A 21,035-nucleotide genomic window follows, 5' to 3' on the forward strand; every position below is an offset into this window, starting at 1 on the left:
CGGAGAGGGCACACCGTGAAGAGAAGCACGTAAAAAACGCCCCGTGGGCGACCGGGAGAAAGGGAGGAGGAGAGGCGCGGGATTAGGCGGCGAGATAACTACGAAGCGCCTCTCCGCGGTTGGAGCGACGGATCCGGCTCATCGCCTGTTCCTTGATCTGGCGCACGCGCTCGCGGGATAGATTCATCCGGTGTCCGATCTCCTCCAAGGTTTCCCCATCGGTCCCGTCGAAACCGAAATAGGAGCGGATCACGTCCGCCTCGCGGGGGAGCAGATCCCCGAGCGCCGACCGCACGTCTCTTCGCAACCGGTCCTCGATGAGATTCCGATCCGGAGCGGGGGTGACCCGGTCCTCCAGGAACTCCTGAAGGGCGCTCTCCCCCTCTTCGCCGAACTCCGGCGCCTCCAAGGAACGGGCGAAGGAGGCGGCGTCCATCGTCTCTCGGATCTCCTCCTCCGAAAGGGCTACGGCATCGGCGACCTCGACGAGGCTCGGTTCGCGTCCGAAAGCCTGGCGCAGGCGGTCGGTTTCCCGCAGGATCTTCTGCACCGATCCGCTCTTCCCCAGGGGAAGACGGATCAGACGGGCCTGGTCGGCGAGCGCCTTGAGGATCGCCTGTCGAATCCACCAGACCGCATAGGAGATAAAGCGGTTTCCCCGCTCCGGATCGAATCGCCGGGCGGCCGTGATCAGGCCGATGTTCCCCTCGTCGATCAGATCGGAGAAGGCCAGCCCCTGGTTCCTGTACTTCTTGGCGACGCTGACGACGAAGCGCAGGTTCGCCTGCACGAGTTGCTGGAAGGCGTTTTCGTCCCCCTCCCTCAAACGGCGGGCCAAACGAAGCTCCTCATCCGGGGCCAGCAGAGGAACGCGGGCGATCCTTTCCAGATACACTTTTAAAGTGCGATCGTTCTCACCCGGCTCGCCTTTTTTCCCATGCTCGCGCAAAAAAGATCTCCTTCCCAAAACCTCATGAACTTCCGTGGACCAAACGCGCTCTTCCTCTCTTTTGTTATCAAGACACGTTCCAAAAACCCCAATTGATTACAAACTTTGTATTTCTTTTAAATACAATTAATTATAGAGCTTTCATCGAAAGCCGCCTGCAATGGGACGGGCAGACTTTTCCCGATATCTGCCTAAACGGCAGAAAAAGAAGGCGGGGTTGACGTGCGATGGCGGCTCCGCTCTATTCGAGGGAGTCGAGGTATTCCTTGAGCAGGCCCTTCTTCTCCGGGGGGAGCGGCAGGAAAGCGCACCCGATTCTATAGCTCTCCCGGCCGGGGATCTCCGCCTCCGGGTCGCTCCAAACGACGATCATCTCGGTCTCGAAGAGCTTCTCCTCACGAACCCCGCTCTTCTGAGGAGCGGGCATCGGAAGAACCAGAGTCGCCTGGAGCTTGGTCATGAGAGGGATGTACCGTGGAACGAGGCAATAGATGCCGCCCATGCTGATGTTCAAGCCCTCCGTGGCGATTCCCTGATCGTGTGAAACCGCCTCGGAACCGATCTTAAGCGCGAAGCGGGCGTCATGGCGTATGTGCTTGCGTCGATCCTCTGGTCTTGACATCTCTCCCTCCGTCGCCTGAAGACACTCTAACGGTATTTTCGCACGACAGGTGGGCGGGGTCCACCCTTTTGCCATGCGCGACGGAGAACGATTGTGGGGGACCGGCCCCGCGAAAGGGATCGGGGCGGTCCGCGAAAAAGCCCGGGGCATCCCCGGGCTTTCCCTTCCGGCCTTGGTGAGACTCCGTCAGCGGCTTTTCTTCTTCCCTCCCGACGAACCGGATCGCGAAGAACCGGAAGATCGGCTCGGCGAGGCGGGTTCCTTGGTCCGGGAAGCGCCCGTGGATCGGGAGCGGTTCACCGTCGGCGAAGGCGACTTCGAACCGCTCGAACGGCTCCTCACCTGCGGCGTGGAAACCGCGGTGGGGCTCTTCTTCCTCTCCGTCGCCCTGTACCGGTCGGTCGAACGGACGGTAGGCGATACGGCGCTCTTCCCGCGCGTGCCCGTCGCGGCACGGTAGCGGCTTTGGCTCGTTCCGGAAAGAGCCTTGGCGCGAACCGTTTTCTCTCTCGTGGAATAGGAACCTGTCCGAACCACGCTCGCGTTGCGCTCCACCTGAGTTTTCCTCTTCCAGGAACTCTGCGCCGCCGCGGCCGTGTGATAGGTTCTGCCGTGATCGCGATTCACCACGTAGTGGTCGTGATCGTACCAGTGATTGTAATGATAAACGGGCCAATAGACGGGCCGGTACCAGGACGATCGGAAATACCAGCTCGACCGATACCAGGGATAGTGGACATAAGAAACGTAATAGGGGGTTTCCCACCACCAGGGATCCCACCACCAGGGGTCGAGATCCACGTAGGTCACCGCGGGAACCGACCAGGGAACGAGCCGCACCACGACCTGGTTGGGACTCTGATAACGGTAGTAGCCGAGGTGGCTGGGAACGGCGGAGTATTCCTCCACCTCTTCCTCTTCCACGTACTCCGTCTCCCCCGAGGCGCTTCGGATCATCGCCTCCATCACCTTTTCCGGAACGCCCATCTCCTCCAGATCGAGGATGTCCTCGGTGGAGAGATCGAACTCCGAGCCGCTCTCCTCGATTTGCGCGATCACCACGCGCTCGCCGACACCCGCTTCGAGGAGGCGGATCACGTCGTCCACGGACATCCGCCCGCCGGCGAAAACGAGGGTCGGCGCGATCAGCAGCATCAGCGCGAATCCCAGTCGTCGAGCCATGGTCACACCTTTCCTAAGGGGATCGTCCTCCGCTTCCTTATCAGAAGCGTAACCGACATCCCACATCTTGACAACCCGACCACCCCGTATCGGTTCCACCCCAAAAACGTATCGTTCTATATTTCAACAAGATACGGACATCCGGCGCCGGGGAAAAACGCAACCGGCCCGATAGACGGGGGGATCGCTCCCTCCGATCCATCAGGCCGATACGCGATTGTTCCGTTCTTGCTTCTACAGATCCTGCGGCTTCAGCGTTTTGCGCTTGTTGGCGATCGCCCGCTTCTCCGCGTCCTGAATCATGTCCCGGACCTTCTTGTCCAAGGCGCCGTAAAACTCACCCGAGACGTTGCACTTCTTCGCCATCGCCTTGGTTCTCGACTTCGAGATGATCAGTTCGGTCGGCTTCGCCATATTCTTTCTCCTTCGCGAAATGGGACGTCTCACCGAGGAGCGCTTCGCTCCCTACCCCGGATGTTACTATTCCGGCGTCGTAAGAGCCTGTCAACGGAAAAAAGGGCTTTCTCAGCCGTTTCCGCGCTTTCCCCGCCGGAGAAGCAGGGCGGCGAGGAGAGCGCAACCGATCGAAACGAGGATCCAGGTAGTGGAAAAACCCTCGATCCGTTCGAGGAAACGGTAGCGGCTCGACAGCACCACGAAGCCGTTGTAGAGGAAGTGCAGGGCCATGGAGGGGAAGATCGATCCGGTCCACACCGCCAGGGCTCCCGCCACCACGCCGAGAAGCGCGGTGGGGAGAATCCGGTAGATGCTCAGATGGAACAGACCGAAGAGAAAGCCGCTCAAGAGAACCGCCCGGACGGGGCTCATGGCCCGCCGGAACCTGCCGAGCAGCAGCCCGCGGAAGAGAATCTCCTCGCAGATCCCCGGACTGACCGCTATGGCGAAGAGCATGACGGCGAGGCTGAATTCGGATCCCTCCATCACCTTCTGCAGCTCCGACAGAAGTTGCTCGGGAACGGGGAGAACGCGGCTCTGGAGCCGGAAGAGGAACTGCGCCGCGAGCATCGACGGCGAAGCGAGCAGCAATCCGGCGAGAACGTGCCCGACCCGCGGCCGGCGGAACCCCAGATCCTCTCGTCGGGAAAGACGTTGCGCGCGGGCGAAGAGGAGCGTCGGAACGAGCAGCAGCCCCCAAAGCGTGATCAGAAGACCGGGAATCAGCTTCCAAGCCTGTATGAGAGAGCCGAAGTAGTAAAGAGCCAGCATAATCGAGGCGTAAAAGACGAGGGCCGATCGGACCGACGCGGTCCCGCCGTCCGAAACGCCTCCCCGCCTCTCCCCGCCCACGCCGAGGATCACCGCTTCACCCGTCAAATAGTTACGGGCCCGGCGGAGGAGCCACGCCGCGCAGAGCGAGGTCGTGAGGATGGTCACCGCGAGGGGCCAGACCGGGTACTCGCCGAGGAGGGCGTCCCGCACCGCGAGCGCCACATTGAGGATCGGCACCACCGCCAACACCGAATCGAAACGGATCCCCGGCACTCCGGAGAGAACGGCGGGCAGAATACCGATGAACATGGTGGGGAGAAAGAGGGTTTGCGCCTCGCGGTAGCTGCGGGCGTGGCTCGACACGAGAACGAGAAAAGCGGAGATCAGGAAGGCGAGGGGGAGCGAGACGATCAGGACGATCGTCGCCGAGAAAGGCTCGATGACGAGGCCGCCGGAACCCGTTTGATCGCCGATCCAGCCGAGCCGGGTCATCACGATGCTGGAAAGAAGGAAGAGCGTGGCCGCCGTGATCGCGGCGGTTACGACGGTGCCGAATTTACCCGCCACCACCGATCCTCGATCGGCGCGCGACGTGAGGAGCGTCTCGATGGTCTTTCGCTCCCGCTCTCCGGCGAAGAGGTCCACCGCCGCGAAGGAAGCGCCGTTCATCAGAAGAAAGACGATGAGCGCGGGGATCAGTTTGGCGAGTTTGCCGCCGGTCATCCTCTCCTCGGTGGCGATGTTGGTCTTCCGGATCGGAAGAAGCGTGCTCGGGAGCGGAACGCCGAGCGAATCGAGCCTCGCGTCCCGTTTCTCCAGGCGCCACTCTTCCGCCGCGTCCCGGAGACGGCGCACCGCGTCACGGGAGACGTCCCGAGACTCGTCGAACAGGATCGTCGCCTCCGGTGCCGGCGTGCCCGGTTCGGCGAGGGCCGGCGGGAGGAGAAGCGCCGCGTCCGCCCCGCCGGATCGCACCACCTCCCGGAGGTCCGTCGCGTCGACGGGATGAATCAGCGAGTCGGAGAAGATTCTTTCGCGGAGCTCCGTGAGGCCATCCGTCGCCGCCACCCACACGGGCCGCCGCTCCATCCTCTTCTCCCCGTAGGCCTGCAGCTTCCCCATGCCGAAGATGAGAATCGGGTTCAGGAGAATCGGGAAGACGAACATGGCGAAGACGGACCGGCGATCCCGCAACAGGTCCGTCATTTCCTTGCGGAAAACGGTGAAGGTGACGTCGAGCCTCAAGACACCCGCTCCCCCCGCACAAGGGAAAGGAAGATCTTCTCCAGGAAGCGCTCCCCCGTCTCGCGCCGGAGATCCTCCAGCGAACCGACGGCGAGGATGCGGCCTCTGTGGATGACGGCGATTCGATCACAGAGGCGCTCCGCCTCACTCATCACGTGCGTGGAGAACACCACGCACTTCCCCTGGTTCCGGCACTCCTCGATGTAGGTGAGGAGCGCATCGGCGACGAGGATGTCGAGCCCCGCCGTCGGCTCGTCGAAGATCAGGATCGGCGGATCGTGCACCACCGCCCGCGCGATGGAAACCTTCTGCCGCATGCCCGTGGAGAGCTTCTCGCAACGCGTGTCGGCGAACTCGCCCATCTCGAAGAGCGCGACCAACGACTCGATCCGCTCCTCCAACCGGTCCGCGGGGAAACGGTTCAGCCGGCCGAAATAACGGAGGATCTCACGGGGCGAGAGCCGCCCGTAGAGCCCGGTCTCGCCGGAGAGGTATCCGATCGACGCGCGAACCTGTTCCGGCTCCCGTTCCACCGACCAGCCGTTCAGCAACGCCTGCCCGGCGTCGGGCCGGATGATCGTGGCGAGAACGCGGAGCGTCGTCGTCTTGCCGGCCCCGTTCGGACCGAGAATGCCGAACACCTCCTTCTCGGTGCATCGGAAAGAGACTCCGTCCACGGCCCGCACCTCGCCCCTCTTGGAGTCTCGGTAGGTCTTGGTCAATCCGTCCACCGCGATCATGACTGCCATGCCGAAGAACCTCCGCGGGAGAAAAGCCCCTTCCAGGGTGAGCGGCGCATGCCGGCGCCGGCGATGACCAACTCCTCCCTCGCGAACACGCGCCTGGCCAGGAAAAGCGCCACCGAGAGATAGAGGGCGAGAGAAAGAAAGACGACGGCGGCGGCGAGGGTCGGGATCTTCCCGACCAGGGCGCCGCGGAGGAGAAGGGCCACGTTGGCGATCGGAATCCACGCGGTCTTCGTGGTCAGCTCCACTCCGGGAATGGACGCCGCGATCGCCGGAAGAATCGTGAGCATATAGAAGGGGGTCAGATAGCCCTGCCCCTCCTTGAACGTGCGGGCGAAGGAAGCGACGAGGATCATGGAGGCGGAAAAGAAAGCGCCCAGAAGGAGCCCCGCCGCGAGAATGGTCGGGATCGCGTTCCAGGGGACGCCGACGCTGAACCCACCCTCCTCGCCGAAGAAATGAACTTGGTGGGCGATGGTGGCGAGCATGCTCGCCAGGTTGATCACCAGGGCGCTCATCGACGCCGCCAGCACGGTGAGGAACTTGCCCGCCACGATGCTGATCCTCGGCGCGCCGCTCGCGAGGAGGGTCTCCAGTGTCCGCCGTTCCTTCTCCCCCACCAATACGTCGATGGCCGGATACATCGCCCCCATGGAAAGCATGATGATGAGAATCATCGGAAGAACCATGGAAAGCAGGAAGCGTCCCATTTCCTCCGGCGAGGCGATGTTCTCCTCCCGCACGTCCAGGACGCGGACCGATTCCAGGGTCTCTCCGAGCGGTTCGAGACGCTCTCGGAGCAGGTCCAGTCGGATGCGCGTACCGATCTCCGAGAGCCTTCTCCAGGCGACGGTGGACCGGTCCCGCGAGAGATCGAGAACGACGTGGATCTCCGGAGAGCCCCCCTCCCCCGCCTCGACCCGGAGCGCCGCGTCCAGCTCGTCCTCCGTCAAGGCTTCTTCCGGCGACGGCGCCGGGAGCCGCGTGAAATGACTATCCCCGTGGACCGCTTCGAAAAAGAGGGGGAGGGCGCGCTCGTCCTTCTCACTCCAGGAAACGCGGGAGATCTGCTTCTCCAGCGACCCCTCCCGATAGGTCATCCACTGGGCGAGCCCCCAGAATAGGGCGGGGTAGAGAAAAATCGGAACGATTAAGGAATAAACGATGACATGGCGGTCCCGGAGTTCGGAACGAATCTCCGAAAGAAAAATGGTGCCGGTCATGGAGAGGCCGCGAAGCGACAAGTTCGATCCCTCTTGCGGCGCGCCCGTGCGCGCGCGCTCTACGCGCGTCCCGGGAATCGCTCCGCCGCCGGTGCGGGTCGCCGTCAGCCGGCGTCGCCCGTGAAAAGCCCCGCCATCCCCTCCAGAGCGAGGAGCTTCTCCTTGCGGAAAATCCCGCCGGAGAAACCGCCGACCCTGCCGGTGTGCGAGATGATCCTGTGGCAGGGAATCACCACCGGGATCGGGTTCCGGGCGAGCGCTCGACCGACCGCGCGCATCCCCCGGCTTTTCCCCACGTCCCGGGCGATCTGTTTATAACTGCGCACCGAGCCGAAGGGGACCCGGGCGCAGGCGTCGAGCACGGAGGCCTGGAAACCGCTCACGCCGATCAAACGCCACGAAAAGGTGAAGGCTCTGCGCTTCCCTTCGAAGTACTCCCCGAGCTGCCCGCGCGCCGGCTGCAGGGCCTTGGGATCTCGCTTCGCTTCGGCGGCGAGCGACGGCACGACGCTCCGGATCCACGCCTCCTCGGAAAGGTCGCCGAATACGATCCGCACCACCGCCCCCTCCATCGCGCCGACGTAGAGGTCGCCGAGGGGGCTGGGGAAGCGGTCCCATCGAAGAACCGCGCCGTCCCCGGGCAGTTCCCGAAGCAGCCGCCGGCGCATCCTCTTCCAATCCCCCGCCCGGAGGGCGGATCGATAGAGACCGCCCACGAGGACGATCGCCTCGTCCAGCTCCGCCTGCGCCCGGGCGAGTGGAGGAGAGCGGTGCAGCGCCTCTTCCGTTTTCGCCGACCGCGCTTCGTTCCGCGGGCCGAGCCGTAGATCGAGAAGCGCTCCCCGAGGAACGATGCGCGTCGGCGTCACCTTCCCCCCCACTCCCGCCGCGGCGGCCCGGAAGGAGAGCAGTCCCCGCTCGATCCGCGCGGAAACCCGCTCCGGCTCCCAGCCGAGCACGCGGGCGACGGCCTCCGGGCTCAGCCCGCTCTCGAGACGGATCAGCGCGGCGATCCGTTCCGGAAGCGGGAGCCGTCGCCAGGCGCGCCGCCCCGCCGCCGTGCGTTCCCCCCCCTCCCCCGCCGATTCCTCCACTTCCACCGGGCGGTAGCCCGCCCGTTCCCGCCGGGAGCGCGTTCGCCGGACGAGGCGGACCGCCGCCCCGTAGGCCTTCTCTTCTTCGAAAGCGCCGCTGCGGGGATCGAGAAGGCGGAGGAAAAGACTCCGGAATGAATCCTCCGCGTCTAAAGGATCATTCTGCAGGAGAAGAAAAAAACGGGCGAACTTCTCGCCATAGCGGTCGATGAGCTCTTCGGGTTTTCGGTCTGCCATCATGTTGCCATCCGAAGTATGGTGTTCCCCCGTACTTTAGCCGATCCGTCCCCCCATGAAAAGCCCTTCCCTCGTTTCCCGGAGAACGGCCGCGCCTCCGGGCGGCGGTCGGGAGAGGGCGCCCTCCGCGACCACGCCCGGCGGGAAGCCGAAAGGGGCGCGTCCCCGGATCCGGGAATGCGACGCCCGCCGAAGGGGGCGCGCGGAACCCACGGTTTCGCGCCTCCCGGCGGAGAGCCGCCCGAATCGGGCAAGAGATCAATCGGCGGGCGGGGAGGAACGGGGACGGCCTCGGCCGCTCCGACGGCGGCTGATGGCGGCGAGGTCGTACTTCTTGAAGAGATGCCACATGCTCCGCTCGCTGATGCCCAGCTCACGCGCCGCCCGGGCCTGCACCCAACCGTTGCGTTCCAGCGCCTCCACGACGGAGTTCCGTTCGAACTCCTCCACCCGCGCGCGAAGCGACCCGGGCGGAACGGCGATGGCCGCCGGCGCATGAAAGGAGGCGAAGATGTGCGGAGGAAGGTCCTCTCGTCGAAGCGCTTCCCCCTCGCCGACCACGACGGCGTGCTCCACGGCGTTCTCCAGTTCCCTCACGTTCCCCGGCCAGGAGTACTGCTGCAGAAGATCGAGCACGTCCCGGGGAATCCGTTTTCTGGGAAGACCGTTCTCGCGGCAATAGAGATCGACGAAGTGTTCCACCAACGGGGGAACGTCCTCGATCCGCTCCCGGAGAGGGGGAATCGTGATGGTGATGACGTTGAGACGATAATAAAGATCCTCCCGGAACCGCTGCCCCCGGATCTCTTCGACCAGGTCCTTGTTTGTCGCGGCGATGATCCGCACGTTGACACGGATCGGGCGCCCCCCGCCGACCCGCTCGAACTCCCTCTCCTGCAGGATGCGGAGGACCTTGGACTGGGTAAGGAGGCTCATGTCGCCTATTTCGTCGAGGAAGATCGTACCGCCGTCTGCCTGCTCGAACTTCCCCACCCGCATGTCGACATTGGTGGCGATGTTCTTTTCAATGCCGAAAAGTTCGCTCTCCAGGAGCGTTTCCGGGATGGCCGCGCAGTTCACCTTCACGAAAGGACGGCGGAGGCGAAGGCTCTCGTGGTGGACCATCGCCGCGATCAACTCCTTGCCGGTGCCGCTTTCCCCGCGGATCAGGAGGGACGAGTTGACGTTCAGGATCTTGCGGGCGCTCTGGAGCACCTTGCGGATCGCCGGTGAGCGCCCCACGATCATCCGATGCGGGGCGCGGACGGTCTCGCCTTCCGGCCCGGGGATGATCGCCGCCGTCCCGTTCCGCGGCCCCTTGGTGCGGTCCCGCGCGAACTCGATCAGATAGGGGAGCACGTCCAGCCGCCGGCGGGGAACGACGGTCACCCCCTCCCGTCCGTTCCCTCCCCCCTTCCCGTTGGAGCTGTCGGTGATCCAGACGAGGGGGAGATTGGGTAGGCGGCGCCTGAGCCAGTTCTGGAAGATGGCGTCCTCGAACATCCGCCCGATGACGATCACCATGCCGAGGGTGGAGCGGGAGAGGAGCGCGGAGAGGTCCTCCGGTTCCTCGATGGAAAGGCAGTGAACCGTGCTCGTGGATCTCTCCTCGATGAAGGAGCCGATCCGTTCGGCGCCGCGTCCACAGATGAGCACTTGTCGGGAATCCATCTTCAGCCGGGTCCGATCCGGATCCGGATCACGCGGGGGAGAGTGCGGCGGCACACGGGCCGATCCGGAATCCACAATAATGGAACGAATCACATAATAGTATAGAAGAGACGATGGAGCCGTGTCAACCGGGAGCGGGATCGGGGGGGGTCGACCGCGCCGCCGCGTATGGGGGCGCTCCCCTCTCCCGAGAGTCCGGACAATGCCCTTTCAAGCGCGCCTCGGGCTTACACGCCGTTGACATCGCGCGGATTCTCCCCTATCTTCATCCAATATTCTCGGGTGTCCCCATCGTCTAGCCCGGTCAGGACACCGCCCTTTCACGGCGGCAACACGGGTTCGAATCCCGTTGGGGACACCATTTTTGTTTTTTCCCCGACCATTCATCGCTAGGAGCGATCCCCCCTCTTCATTCCCCTCAGACCGCTCAGATTGAGCAGCAAGGAGAGAAGAACGAAGGAGAGGGAGAGACCGTCGAGCAACCCCGCGGCGAAGGGATCGTCACCGATCAGAAACACCCTCGGCCCGAAGCGTCCGAGCAACAGGCCGATGGCCAGGCTGAGCTGGCCGGCGGCGATCCGCCGCCGCGGATCACGGAGATGTCGTCGAAGCAGCATGGTCATCACCTCGTTCGGGATCTCGTCCCGTCAATTATTCCTTCGGTAATAAAGCAAAGCGCCGATTTTCACGATCGCCATGGCGAGCAGAATGATCATCAGATCCCACCGCATGACGTGTCTTCCGTACAGGTTGTAGAGCGCCCACCCCCCCATCCCTACGCCGCCGACCACGGCGGCCAGGCTGGTCGATTTCAGGCGGTGCATCAGGAAACGTTCATCGATCACGGTCTTCTTCCTCCCGATAGAACAGCTCGTCGGTGGAGCGGTGGAAAAACGCGGCCATGCGGAGCGCCAGCGCCAGGCTCGGCGTGTACTTCCCTCGCTCGATGGAGATGATGCTCTGCCGGGAGACGCCGACGGCCGCGGCGAGATCCTCCTGGGTCATCCCCCGATCCATTCGCGCCTCCCGAATGCGATTACTCACTCGATCTCCCATTTTTCCTCCGATTGTCAAGCGCACTTTACAGTATAGAGAGAGGCGCGCCAATTGTCAAGCCGGCTTGACAATTTTCTTATCCTATTTTATTACAATGTGTTCAGTGAAGTTTTCGGGGCGCGGCTCGCGGGGGCCGCGCCCCGAAAACGGGAGGAAGGAGCGGATCAGGGTTCGACGGTACGCGCCGACTCGTCGGTCCGTCCGTCTTCATAGCGGCCGATCAGTTTGGTCGGTCGACCTGTCGTCGGCTCGAGCACCAATTCGAGGCGGAAGAACTCGACTCCCTCCAGTCCGAAGAGCGTGTCGGTGAGGGGGAGCAGACGCCGGCGAGGCATCTCTCCCCTCTGATACCAGAGATCGTTTCCATCGAAAGTGATTTTCCGCTCCCCGTAGAGACCGGCGTAACCGGCGAAGCGCGCGGGATCGGGCGCCGTCCCCTCCAGCTCGGCGTCCAGTCCGGCGATCACCCAATCGAGCCGCGCCGCCGGGGCGGGGTCCTCCGTCCTCTCTCGGATCCCGCGAAGCGCCATCCGGTAGGCGACGTCGAGCGCGTCCCTCCCCGGATCGACCATCTCGTCCGGTTGCACGCCCGTTCCTTCCCAGTTCGAGCCGGTGATCGGGTTGATCGCCCGCCCATAGGGAACATTACAGACCACGCGCAGGTCGGGCCAAACGACCGTCTCCACCGGATGCGCGCCCCCCCAGGTGACGCCGCCCACGAGAGTCCCACGCTCGAGCGCCTGCACGTTGTAGGCGAACTCCTCCGCCGCCGACCCGGTCCTCTCGCCGACGAGCACGTAAAGATCCGTCCCCGCCATCGATGGACCGGGCACCCAGGGGGCGGACCAGAACTGCTGATAATCGTTCTCCCTCCGCCTGTAAAAGGTGTTCAGATGGGTCGGCTCCTCCATAAGATAACCCATTATGAATTGGATCAGCGAAGGAGAGCCGCCGCCGTTCCACCGGAGATCGATGACGAGGGCGTCGCAGCCGGCGAGAAAGCCCATCGCCGCCGCCGCCGTCGGCCCGGAGAAGACGGCGTCCGCGAATCCATCGAAGCGGAGATAGCCCACGTTTCCCGCGAGGATCTCCGCTTTTCGGAACCAATAGTTCTCCCGGGCGAGCTTCTCCCGTTGCGCCTCCCGCTCCTCATCCGTCTCCTCCGCGCCGAAGAGGAGCACCTGTCCGGGAGGCGAGTAGAAAACGGCCAGGTGGGGATCGCGGTGCGCCTCCTGCAGGTCCCGTGTGACCGCCTGGGTGAAATCGAAGAGGCGGTCCACGCCCTCGTATTTGCCGAGGCGCAGATTCTCCCGGAGCGCGCCCGCCATTTTCTCCGCAGCGTCCGGGAAGACATAGATCCTCTCCAGAGCGGCGCAGACCGAATCGATCACCGCCGCCCGCGTCCGCGCGTCGACGGGAAAGGCGGTGTCCCCGGGGTTGATACGGATCTGTGCCCGCGAGCGGACGGGCGACGACGCCGCGACCAACACGCACAGCAACAACAGAAACCCTCTCTGTTTCATCCTCTCTTCTCCTCCGCTTCTTCTTCCTTCTCTCTCCTCGCGCCGCCCCTTCGTCCCCGGCGCGGCGGCGCCCCTTCCAGCGTCAAGGTCATGCCGATGGTCGGCCTCGCGAACCGCTCCCGGTTCTCCCTCTCCCGGCTCGTGAGAACGAACCCGAGAGACCGGTAGAGGAGGAGCGCGCCGCGAAGCCGGCGGCTCGTAAAGAGAATCACCCGTCGCGCGCCGCGCCGTTTCGCGCGATCGATCGCCTCCAAAGCGAGCGCCCTTCCGATCCCCCGCCGGCGCGCCGCCCCGTCCACCGCCATCTTCGCGATCTCGAAGGTTCCGTCGTCCACGCGGATGAGAGCGACCGTTCCGACGATCTCGCCGCGCAGGCGAGCGAAGAGCACCTCCCCCCCCTTCCGCAGGATCCGCCCGCTCGGATCGTCCAGGATCCGCTCGTCCTCCGGCTCCACGGCGAAGCTCTTCTCCAACCATTCCCGGTTCAGCCGGCGGAAGTGCTTTTTGTAGGCGGGGCGATAGGAAACGATCTCCGCCTCGCGCGCCCCCGCGCCCCCCTGGATCCGTTCACGGAGATCCTCCCCTTCGAGCGCCTCCTCGACCCGCGCGAGAGCGCCGATCAGGTCGACCCCGGCGTCTCCGAGGATCTCCTCGGTCCCCTTCCGGATCTTCTCCCGGATCGGGCGGAGCTCCTCCAACACCCGGCGCCCCCGGGCGGTGAGCGACAGGAGCCGACGCCGTTCGTCCCGCCGATCTTTGCGCGAACGGATCAGTCCTCCCCGCGCGGCGGCCGCGGCGATCTGGTGCACCGCCGGATGCGTCATTCCCAGACGGTCCGCCGCTCCGACGACGGCCATCTCTCCCTCCTCGGCCAGAAGCATGAGAAGAGGAAACCAACGGGGCTCCATCGGAATGCCCGTTTCCCGGTAGAGTCGCGCCGCGTCCCCGTAGAGGCGGTCGCTGAGACGCCGGAGCCGGCTCGCCAGGCCGAGTGTCCCCAGATGCCCGAAGTAGTCTTTTCTCCCGGAGACCACGATTCTCTCCTTTCCCGACATTTATGTAAGTGCTTACACAATATTGACGCATCGGTTCCCTGCGGGGATCAAAAAAAAAGGGAAGGGACGGAAGGAAACCGGCCGAGTCGAAGGGCGTGTTCCCCCGGCGGCGGCCGCCGAGGAGGGGGCGGGGAAAACAAAAACCGGGGAGATCGATCCTCCCCGGTTCGATGATCGTTCCTTGGCGACGGCGCGGTTTACCCGAAGAAAACCTCCGCCATCCGGTAGAACTCCATGTCCACCTTCTTGGGCGCGTGAACCGCGTCCTCGAGGGGAACCAGCTTGATCTCCTCGCCGCGAAGGGCGACCATTTTACCGAAACAACCGTCATGCACCGCCTCGACGGCGGCCACGCCGAAGCGGGTACCCAGAATCCTGTCGTAGGCGGTGGGCGTCCCCCCCCGCTGGATGTAGCCGAGCATGGTCACGCGCGTCTGGATGCCCGTCTTCTCCTCGATCTGCCGGGCCACCACCGAACCGACGCCTCCGAGGCGGACATGACCGAACTCGTCCACCATGTCGGATTGGACGGTGTAGTGGTCCTGCCCTTTGGCGCGGGCTCCCTCGGCGATCACCACGATGGAGAAGCTCTTGCTCTTGTGGCGCTCTCCCAGGTTCCGGCAGAGCTCGTCGATGTCGTAGGGAACCTCGGGGATCAGGATCGCGTCGGCGCCGCCGGCCAATCCGGCCATCACGGCGATCCAACCGGTGTGGCGCCCCATCACCTCGACGACCATGATTCGGTGGTGCGACTCGGCGGTGGTGTGGAGCCGATCGATGGCCTCGCAGACGATCTGCGTCGCCGTGTTGAAACCGAATGTGTAATCCGTGCCGTTGATGTCGTTGTCGATCGTCTTGGGAACGCCGACCGCGGGGACACCGTCCTTGGCGAGACCGAGGCAGACCGAGAGGGTGTCGTCGCCGCCCGTGGCGATGACCGCCTCCAGCTCGTGCTTCTTGATGTTCGCCTTGATCTCGACCATCAGCTCCGGGTTCTTCAGAGGGTTGGTCCGGGAGGTCCCCAGGATCGTCCCTCCCCGAGGGAGGATCCCCGAAACCCGGGGAAGATCCAACACCTCCAGATCGCCGCTCACCAAACCCTTCCAGCCGTTCTTGATGCCCATAACGGTGTCGCCGTAGCGGACCATGGCGGTCCGGGTCACGGCGCGGATGACCGCGTTAAGACCGGGACAGTCGCCTCCGCCCGTAAGAATTCCGATACGCATCGCAGTAAAAACCCTCCAGTAAGGAATCGGGTGTCTATCCAGCGCGGTACTGAGGAAGATTCTCTTGTACGGTACTCCTCGAAGCCCGGAGCGACAACCGGAAAAAACGCCGTGTCCCGGTCGGTTCAGGCCGGGTAGCTCCCCGCCCCTTCCTCCGAAACGCGCCCCTCCCGAAGGAGACGGATCAGGTCTTCCGGGCCGTGGAGGATGTGGAGTCTTTCCACTCCCGCCTCCGCGGCCGTCCGCTCCGGCGTCCAGTCGTCCAGGAAGAGCCCCACCGAGCGGGAGATCGCTTCGGCGGGGATCGCCGCGTCTCCGCGGACCCCCGCCGCGGCCAGGGCGCGCGCCACGTCCCGCCCGGCGAGAAGACCGGCGACGGTGACGCCTCCGCCCAGAAAACCGTTCGGCGCGGGGATCGAAAAAACGCGGGCGCCGGTCCCCCTCTCCGCCCGCCGGAGGAGGGGCTCCAACACCGGGGCGAAGAGCGTTCCGCTCACCACCGCCAACTCCCGGATCGCCGGGCCGTCCCCGGGGGACACCCCATCGACGGCGTCGTCGAAGCGATCCAGAAAATCGCGGACCATGCCCACGCCGTCCTCGAGCATGCCGAAATCCTCGTACGCATCGGCCGGAGGAATCGGCGTCCCCGTCAGAAGAAGAAACTCGTCGGCGGGGAAGACGAAGCGGGTCCCCAGACGGGGCATTATCTCCTTTCGGAGCCGGTCGATCGTCTCGAGCACGGCGCGTGCGGCGTCCGGCGTTACCGGATGCAGGCGGTCGTCCTCGCGCCGATGGCCGGAGAGACCGAGCGGGACGACGGCGACGCCGCGGAAACCCGGATGGAGCGCGGCGAGCCTCCGGACCGTGTCCTCGAGCACGGGGCCGTCGTTGATGCCGGGGCAGAGCACCACCTGCCCCCACACCTCGATCCCCCCCGCCAGCAACCTCTCCAGAACCGGGAGAAGGGGCCGCCGGGGCCGGACTCCGAGGAGAAGGGCGCGAACCTCCTCGTCCACGGCGTGCACCGAAACGTAAAGAGGGGAAAGCCGCTGTTCCAGAATCCTCTCGATCTCGCGATCCCGGATGGTGGAAAGCGTGGTGTAGTTGCCATGCAGAAAGGAGAGCCGGATGTCCTCGTCCTTCACGAGGAGCGAGGGGCGTACGCCGGGAGGGAGCTGGTCGACGAAGCAGAAGATGCAGCGATTGCCGCAGGTTCTCGGCCGGAACTCCTCCAGCACCAGGCCTCCGAGGGGGTCGGGACCCTCGGGGACCCGCACACGGATCCTCTTCCCCTCGCGGTCCACGACCGCTTCCCAATCGCCGAGGGCGGCGTGAAAACGCACATCCAGGTGATCCTCCACGGGGCGTCCGTTCACCTCGAGAAGGCGGTCCCCGGCGCGAAAACCGGCCCGGCCCGCCCGGGAAGAGACCGGGACATCCTCGACGAGGACCCCCGGCGGCGGCGCTCCGTCATTCGGCCGCTCGGACCGCCGATCCATCGCTTTCTGCAAAACGCCCCCCTCCCATCTGCGAAAAAGGCTGTTCAAAAGATATACGATTCGGGTCGAACGCCCAACAAATGAACAGCCGCCCGGGGTCCCCGGCGGCGGCGGCGGCGGACCACGCGCGCAACCGCTTCAAGGATCATCGATTCAGAAATCGCCCTCCGGCGCTTCTCTCCTTGGCACGCGCCTTGCGTTGGAGCCGTGTACAACCTCGAATCAACGGGATTCGCACCATGTGGTCAAGAGGAGGTAACGACCGATGAAGAAAACGATCGCTCTCGTCATGCTCGTGCTGCTTTTGGTTCCCTACACCGTATTCGCGGGCCAGATGCCGAGCGTGCGGGACGCGCAGCCGAATTCGCATCACAGCTCCGTCCTGGGAGACCAGTCCACCGGTATTCAGGAGAACCGGGGAACGGTGAGTTGGGCCAACAATCTCTTCTGGTACCAACTGCTCCTTCTCTATCGCTGGGCCACCCGGTGGGCCTACTTGGGCGGCGCGATCTAGTTTCTCTCCGTCCCGTCCCCCCCCCTCGCCGAAAGGCGGTGAGCCCCTCGGGGCTCACCGCCGAATTCTTTTTTCCGGTTTTCGCGAAAGACGGCCGCCCCGGACCGGCGGAAACGATTGCGGGCGGAAGAAGCGCCGCCTCCGATCAGTTCAGGTAACCGAGGGCACGGAGCCCCTCCCGAGTGGCGGGATCGATCTCCACGGTGTCCACGCGGGCCGGCGCGCGCCCGGAGATCTCCCGGACCAAAGCGGCGAGCATCTTCCGGTGCTCCGCCGCCTCTTCGGCCAGGTCCCGGATGGCGTTCCGGGTCTCCTCCGGGTCCCGGAGGAGGTCGTAGAAGCCGTCGTCCAGATCCCTGGCCCCTTCATACGTAAAAGTCATCACGTATTTCCGGTCCTTCGAGCGCAGGCCCCGCATATCGTACGGCCCGTATTGGTTGAGGATCTCCTCGCAGTAGGCGCGCCGCTCCGGACCCGACTCTCTGCCTCCGAGGGCGAGGCGGAGAAGGCTCGAACCGCGCACGTTCCCGTCCGGTTCGATCCGGACGATGTCGAGGATCGTGGGAACGATGTCCACGCTGGAGGCGACCTCCTCCACCGTCCGGGATGTGCGGCCCAACGGCGGGAAACGGACCGGAGAGGGGATCGATAGAATCAGGGGCACGTGGATCGATTCCTCGAAAAGCGTTCTCTGGTGCCCCCACTCACCGTGTTCCCAGAATTCCTCGCCGTGATCGGAGGTGTAGACCAGAAGGGTGTTTCGATACTCGCCCCTTCTCTCCAACTCGCCGACCAACCGGCGAAGCTCCGCGTCCCAATAGGCGATGGAGCCGTCGTACTGGGCGAGAAGGTTGAAGAGGGTACGCGGCTCCGGCTCGCCCAGCTCGTGCTTCCAATCGCTCACCGGCCCGCTCTCCCACTCCGGATCGAAGAGGCGCTGGAACTCGGGGGGAGAGAGATAGGGATTGTGGGGGTCCACGTAGAAATGAAAAGCGAAGAAGGGCCGCACCGTTTGGTTGTCGAGCCACTCCAGGAACTTGTCGTTTACCATTCCCGCCGGCGTGTTCCGCCAGCCCGGGTCGTGCCCGAAGGTATCGAACCCCTGGCCGAAACCGACCCCCGGGCGGATGTGCGGATTGGTGGCGTAGGCGTAGGTGGCGTAACCCGCCCCTTTCAGATACTCCGAGATCAGCGTGAAGCGGTCGGAGAGCACGTCGGAATACCCCCGGATCCCGTGCTCGCTCGGGTAGCAGGAGGCGAGAATGCAGGGGGTGGTCACGATGGTGTGCGAGCCGGTGGAAACCATGTTGGTGAAACGGATCGACGGCATTTCCCGGAGGAAGGGGGTGGTGTCGCGGTCGTAGCCGTAGACGGAGAGGTGATCCGCTCGGGTGGCGTCGGTGACGAGGAGGAGCACGTTGGGACGCGGCTGCCGGTTCCAGGGGAGGAAGATCGCCAGGACGACCACCGGCACGACGAGGGCCGCGCCGACCCGGAGCGCCCGGGAAACGTTCTCGCGGGCGAACACGAGCCGGACGAGCGCGCCGCCGATCAGGGTGAGGAGGACGCCCGCGATGAGGAAGAACCCCCAGAAGAGAAGCGCCTGGTCCGCGCCGACGCCGCCGAAACGTAGCATACGGAGCTGGAGCAGCGCCCCGGCCGCGCCCGCGGCCGCGCCCATGGCGAGAAGGAAGGGCCAGGTACGCCCCGCCCGATCCTCCTCCGGTTCATTCGCGATACTCTCTCTCTGCTCGGTCACTTTCATCTCCCGTCGTGAGTCAAGAAGCGAAACGTCCGCAAGGAAAAGAGCCGGACAGATTCGTTCCAAAACAGCCTTTACCTAGATGTATAATCGGGATCACTCTTCCGTCCAAGCGGAAACGACGAGAGAGGACCAATTCGCTAGTCGAGGTATCCGAGAGCCCGCAGGCGCTCGCGCATAGCCCGATCCATCTCCTCCATCTTCGAATCCTCCTCGATGGAGATATAGTCCCCCTTCTCGAGACGTTTCACTTCGCCCCGAAGAGTATGAATCAAGGCCTCGGCCTGGTCATTTTCGGTTCCGGCTCGATCTTCTCTCTCTCCCGGGTCGTTCCTTATATCGAACAGGAAAGATTCATTCGAAGCAAAGTCGTACACGGCCTTCCACTCGGTGTTCCTCAGTCCGTATCGCTTACCCGAGTTTGCAATTACATATGGTCTCGGCGGCGCCCGCAAGCCATCGAATAATGGGGTCAGATCTTTCCCCTCTACACATGCCGGCACCTTCAGTCCAACCATGGAGAGAACGGTGGGTACGATATCGCGGTTCTCAACCATTTCCTCTATGAGCATTCCGGAGTCGATTCTTCTTGGCCATCGTATAATCAAAGGAACCTGCAAACCGGAATCGAAAACATCGTGGTGCGCGAAATAGGGCTCGTGGTCACCAAGATTCTCCCCGTGGTCGGCCGTATAGACAATGATGAGGTTCTCCATTAAGCCGCGGTCCTCGAGAAACCGGAAAAGAGAATTGATTTTCCGATCCGTCTGCGCGACTTCACCATCGTACTGCGATATATTTCTGGCCAGTAATTCTTCGTCTTTCCCTTGAAGAATCCAGAGTAGATCCCTGTCACGTATCGGTTCCGCTGGAAACATGCGTAGAAAAGGCTCCAGAGGCGTGTAGGGTGTGTGCGGGTCGAGCAGGTGCAGAAATATGAAAAACGGTTTGTCCTTCCGTCGCTTCATCCACTTTTCCAAACAGAGAAGAGTCTGATCCTTTGCCCCAAGATACTGATACGCGAGTTTATCGTATATTTCCTTCGCCAAGAGTGTTTGGAGAAGGAGTCCCGATTTCCAAGACGTTATCTTTTCTACGTGGCCTGATTCCACGTAGGTATCGAAACCCTGACTGAAACCGAAGCGTGTCCCGATCAATGGATTGGTTACGAAACCAGCCGTTTCGTAGCCTTCATCACGCAGCATTTCCGCAATGGTGAAGAATGTATCACTTAATGTGTAAGCGTTCTCACGAACTCCGTGGGTTTGCGGTGCTATACCCGCGAGCATCGTGGCGTGCGATGGTCCCGTCGAAGGTACGGGACAAAAGGCCTGCAAAAACTGGGCTCCTTCCTTGGCAAGCCGATCCACGCGTGGAGAAACCGAACGAGAGTGGCCGTAGCACCCGAGATGATCCGCCCGCAGAGCATCAATTGATATAAGGAGCACAGAGGGCATCTTATCGGTCGCGCGGGAAGCGCCGTCCCTTTCGTGCCCGGAGAGGATTAGGGGAACGGTACACAACGGTATTCCCAGCACCAGGCAGATCGTGACGAGAAGCCGGTTCCGCAGCCTTCTCCTTCCGATTACGTCTCGTTTTTCCATCATTCTCGAGAAAGGAAACGCGAGGCCAAAGCCCGATAGTATCGAGACGAGCAAAACCACCGAATCCCAAGCGAGGCTTTTCGGAGTGCGAAAGGGTTCCCCGGCAAGAAACCACTTGTTCAACCAATAGCCCAAAGCAAGACCGATAAAGACGGCCGCCCATCCCCCGCCGGCTATCCTTATGGTCCATCTCTCCGAAAGAAACTTAGAAAATACGATGGCGGTGAGCGCGGCGCATATGCCTCCGATCAATCCGTATACCGAAGTGGATATGGAGTAAGCGATGAGCAAACGGGGGTTGAATAGAAGGGTCCATAGTATACCGACAACAACTCCCGACAGGGCTCCCAAAAGGGCGGCTATTAGCCAATCCAGGCGATTTCGCATCAAACACCCCCAATGCGAAACAGTATACGGTTTTCCTAACTCGCTTTAAAGACAGCTTTTCGACTCCCCTCTCACCCCGCTCTTTTCTACGCACACCACGATCCGTAAGTGGCTTATTTCTTGCGACGAAGAGTCATCACGGACCCCCCCAAGAGCAGGACAAAGCAAACGTGTTGGAACACAATATGTTTCGATTCCGGCGGTCGCGCC

At 63.4% G+C, this 21,035-nt stretch carries 19 protein-coding genes and 1 tRNA gene; 2 read left to right on the top strand and 18 right to left on the bottom strand.

Features of this window, described 5'->3' with window-relative positions; genetic code table 11:
* Nucleotides 1-82 precede the first annotated feature (82 nt).
* From JW958_12540 to JW958_12580, 9 genes are all read right to left on the bottom strand, one after another.
* Nucleotides 83-949 (bottom strand): RNA polymerase sigma factor RpoD/SigA, encoded by an 867-nt coding sequence (locus JW958_12540; GenBank protein ID MBN1827078.1) that lies wholly within the window; start codon nt 947-949, stop codon nt 83-85.
* Nucleotides 950-1,190: 241 nt separating this feature from the next.
* Nucleotides 1,191-1,571, bottom strand: a complete 381-nt coding sequence (locus JW958_12545) for a PilZ domain-containing protein (GenBank protein ID MBN1827079.1) — start codon at nt 1,569-1,571, stop codon at nt 1,191-1,193.
* 186 nt (nt 1,572-1,757) lie between these two features.
* A complete protein-coding gene (locus JW958_12550; protein MBN1827080.1) occupies nt 1,758-2,753 on the bottom strand; it encodes a hypothetical protein in 996 nt (331 codons plus the stop codon).
* 234 nt (nt 2,754-2,987) lie between these two features.
* Complete coding sequence (locus JW958_12555) at nt 2,988-3,167, bottom strand: DUF1931 domain-containing protein (protein ID MBN1827081.1); 180 nt, start codon at nt 3,165-3,167, stop codon at nt 2,988-2,990.
* A gap of 111 nt (nt 3,168-3,278) precedes the next feature.
* A complete protein-coding gene (locus JW958_12560; GenBank protein MBN1827082.1) occupies nt 3,279-5,228 on the bottom strand; it encodes a CPBP family intramembrane metalloprotease in 1,950 nt (649 codons plus the stop codon).
* Nucleotides 5,225-5,968 (bottom strand): ATP-binding cassette domain-containing protein, encoded by a 744-nt coding sequence (locus JW958_12565; GenBank protein ID MBN1827083.1) that lies wholly within the window; start codon nt 5,966-5,968, stop codon nt 5,225-5,227. The genes JW958_12560 and JW958_12565 overlap by 4 nt, the downstream gene beginning before the upstream one ends.
* Nucleotides 5,965-7,218 (bottom strand): ABC transporter permease, encoded by a 1,254-nt coding sequence (locus tag JW958_12570; GenBank protein ID MBN1827084.1) that lies wholly within the window; start codon nt 7,216-7,218, stop codon nt 5,965-5,967. Before JW958_12570 ends, JW958_12565 begins: the two co-directional genes overlap by 4 nt.
* Nucleotides 7,219-7,301: 83 nt before the next feature.
* Nucleotides 7,302-8,531, bottom strand: coding sequence for a methylated-DNA--[protein]-cysteine S-methyltransferase (locus JW958_12575; GenBank protein ID MBN1827085.1), 1,230 nt, complete (start codon nt 8,529-8,531; stop codon nt 7,302-7,304).
* Between the two features lie 255 nt (nt 8,532-8,786).
* Nucleotides 8,787-10,199 (bottom strand): sigma-54-dependent Fis family transcriptional regulator, encoded by a 1,413-nt coding sequence (locus JW958_12580; GenBank protein MBN1827086.1) that lies wholly within the window; start codon nt 10,197-10,199, stop codon nt 8,787-8,789.
* A gap of 284 nt (nt 10,200-10,483) precedes the next feature.
* Here JW958_12580 and JW958_12585 point away from each other — a divergent pair.
* A tRNA-Glu gene (locus tag JW958_12585) sits at nt 10,484-10,560 on the top strand.
* Nucleotides 10,561-10,588: 28 nt separating this feature from the next.
* Here the strand turns inward: JW958_12585 and JW958_12590 are convergent.
* The 7 genes from JW958_12590 to JW958_12620 all read right to left on the bottom strand — a co-directional run bounded on the left by JW958_12590 (nt 10,589) and on the right by JW958_12620 (nt 16,570).
* On the bottom strand, nt 10,589-10,816 hold the full coding sequence (locus JW958_12590; protein MBN1827087.1) for a hypothetical protein: 228 nt from the start codon (nt 10,814-10,816) through the stop codon (nt 10,589-10,591).
* Between the two features lie 30 nt (nt 10,817-10,846).
* A complete protein-coding gene (locus JW958_12595; protein ID MBN1827088.1) occupies nt 10,847-11,044 on the bottom strand; it encodes a hypothetical protein in 198 nt (65 codons plus the stop codon).
* A complete protein-coding gene (locus JW958_12600; GenBank protein MBN1827089.1) occupies nt 11,034-11,255 on the bottom strand; it encodes a helix-turn-helix transcriptional regulator in 222 nt (73 codons plus the stop codon). The genes JW958_12595 and JW958_12600 overlap by 11 nt, the downstream gene beginning before the upstream one ends.
* 164 nt (nt 11,256-11,419) lie before the next feature.
* Complete coding sequence (locus JW958_12605) at nt 11,420-12,778, bottom strand: S41 family peptidase (protein MBN1827090.1); 1,359 nt, start codon at nt 12,776-12,778, stop codon at nt 11,420-11,422.
* The gene (locus JW958_12610; protein MBN1827091.1) at nt 12,775-13,812 is read right to left on the bottom strand and encodes a GNAT family N-acetyltransferase; all 1,038 of its coding nucleotides are present in this window, start codon (nt 13,810-13,812) and stop codon (nt 12,775-12,777) included. Before JW958_12610 ends, JW958_12605 begins: the two co-directional genes overlap by 4 nt.
* A 218-nt stretch (nt 13,813-14,030) precedes the next feature.
* On the bottom strand, nt 14,031-15,059 hold the full coding sequence (locus JW958_12615; protein ID MBN1827092.1) for a 6-phosphofructokinase: 1,029 nt from the start codon (nt 15,057-15,059) through the stop codon (nt 14,031-14,033).
* 125 nt (nt 15,060-15,184) lie between these two features.
* A complete protein-coding gene (locus tag JW958_12620) occupies nt 15,185-16,570 on the bottom strand; it encodes a DUF512 domain-containing protein (GenBank protein MBN1827093.1) in 1,386 nt (461 codons plus the stop codon).
* Nucleotides 16,571-16,823: 253 nt separating this feature from the next.
* Between JW958_12620 and JW958_12625 the strand changes: the two genes are divergently transcribed.
* Nucleotides 16,824-17,072 (top strand): hypothetical protein, encoded by a 249-nt coding sequence (locus JW958_12625; protein ID MBN1827094.1) that lies wholly within the window; start codon nt 16,824-16,826, stop codon nt 17,070-17,072.
* Between the two features lie 145 nt (nt 17,073-17,217).
* Here JW958_12625 and JW958_12630 read toward each other — a convergent pair whose 3' ends face one another.
* Together JW958_12630 and JW958_12635 are read right to left on the bottom strand one after the other, a co-directional pair.
* Nucleotides 17,218-18,831, bottom strand: a complete 1,614-nt coding sequence (locus tag JW958_12630) for a sulfatase-like hydrolase/transferase (GenBank protein ID MBN1827095.1) — start codon at nt 18,829-18,831, stop codon at nt 17,218-17,220.
* A gap of 143 nt (nt 18,832-18,974) precedes the next feature.
* On the bottom strand, nt 18,975-20,825 hold the full coding sequence (locus tag JW958_12635; protein ID MBN1827096.1) for a sulfatase-like hydrolase/transferase: 1,851 nt from the start codon (nt 20,823-20,825) through the stop codon (nt 18,975-18,977).
* Between the last annotated feature and the right edge of the window lie 210 nt (nt 20,826-21,035).

Source organism: Candidatus Eisenbacteria bacterium, from assembly GCA_016930695.1.
In the GTDB taxonomy this organism is placed as follows: domain Bacteria; phylum Orphanbacterota; class Orphanbacteria; order Orphanbacterales; family Orphanbacteraceae; genus JAFGGD01.

Coding starts and splice junctions, on each gene's coding strand:
- JW958_12575 (MBN1827085.1), bottom strand. CDS start 8,531: ATGATGGCAGACCGAAAACCCGAAGAGCTCATCGACCGCTATGGCGAG.
- JW958_12580 (MBN1827086.1), bottom strand. CDS start 10,199: ATGGATTCCCGACAAGTGCTCATCTGTGGACGCGGCGCCGAACGGATC.
- JW958_12635 (MBN1827096.1), bottom strand. CDS start 20,825: ATGCGAAATCGCCTGGATTGGCTAATAGCCGCCCTTTTGGGAGCCCTG.
- JW958_12600 (MBN1827089.1), bottom strand. CDS start 11,255: ATGGGAGATCGAGTGAGTAATCGCATTCGGGAGGCGCGAATGGATCGG.
- JW958_12625 (MBN1827094.1), top strand. CDS start 16,824: ATGAAGAAAACGATCGCTCTCGTCATGCTCGTGCTGCTTTTGGTTCCC.
- JW958_12545 (MBN1827079.1), bottom strand. CDS start 1,571: ATGTCAAGACCAGAGGATCGACGCAAGCACATACGCCATGACGCCCGC.
- JW958_12565 (MBN1827083.1), bottom strand. CDS start 5,968: ATGATCGCGGTGGACGGATTGACCAAGACCTACCGAGACTCCAAGAGG.
- JW958_12555 (MBN1827081.1), bottom strand. CDS start 3,167: ATGGCGAAGCCGACCGAACTGATCATCTCGAAGTCGAGAACCAAGGCG.
- JW958_12550 (MBN1827080.1), bottom strand. CDS start 2,753: ATGGCTCGACGACTGGGATTCGCGCTGATGCTGCTGATCGCGCCGACC.
- JW958_12605 (MBN1827090.1), bottom strand. CDS start 12,778: ATGAAACAGAGAGGGTTTCTGTTGTTGCTGTGCGTGTTGGTCGCGGCG.
- JW958_12590 (MBN1827087.1), bottom strand. CDS start 10,816: ATGCTGCTTCGACGACATCTCCGTGATCCGCGGCGGCGGATCGCCGCC.
- JW958_12615 (MBN1827092.1), bottom strand. CDS start 15,059: ATGCGTATCGGAATTCTTACGGGCGGAGGCGACTGTCCCGGTCTTAAC.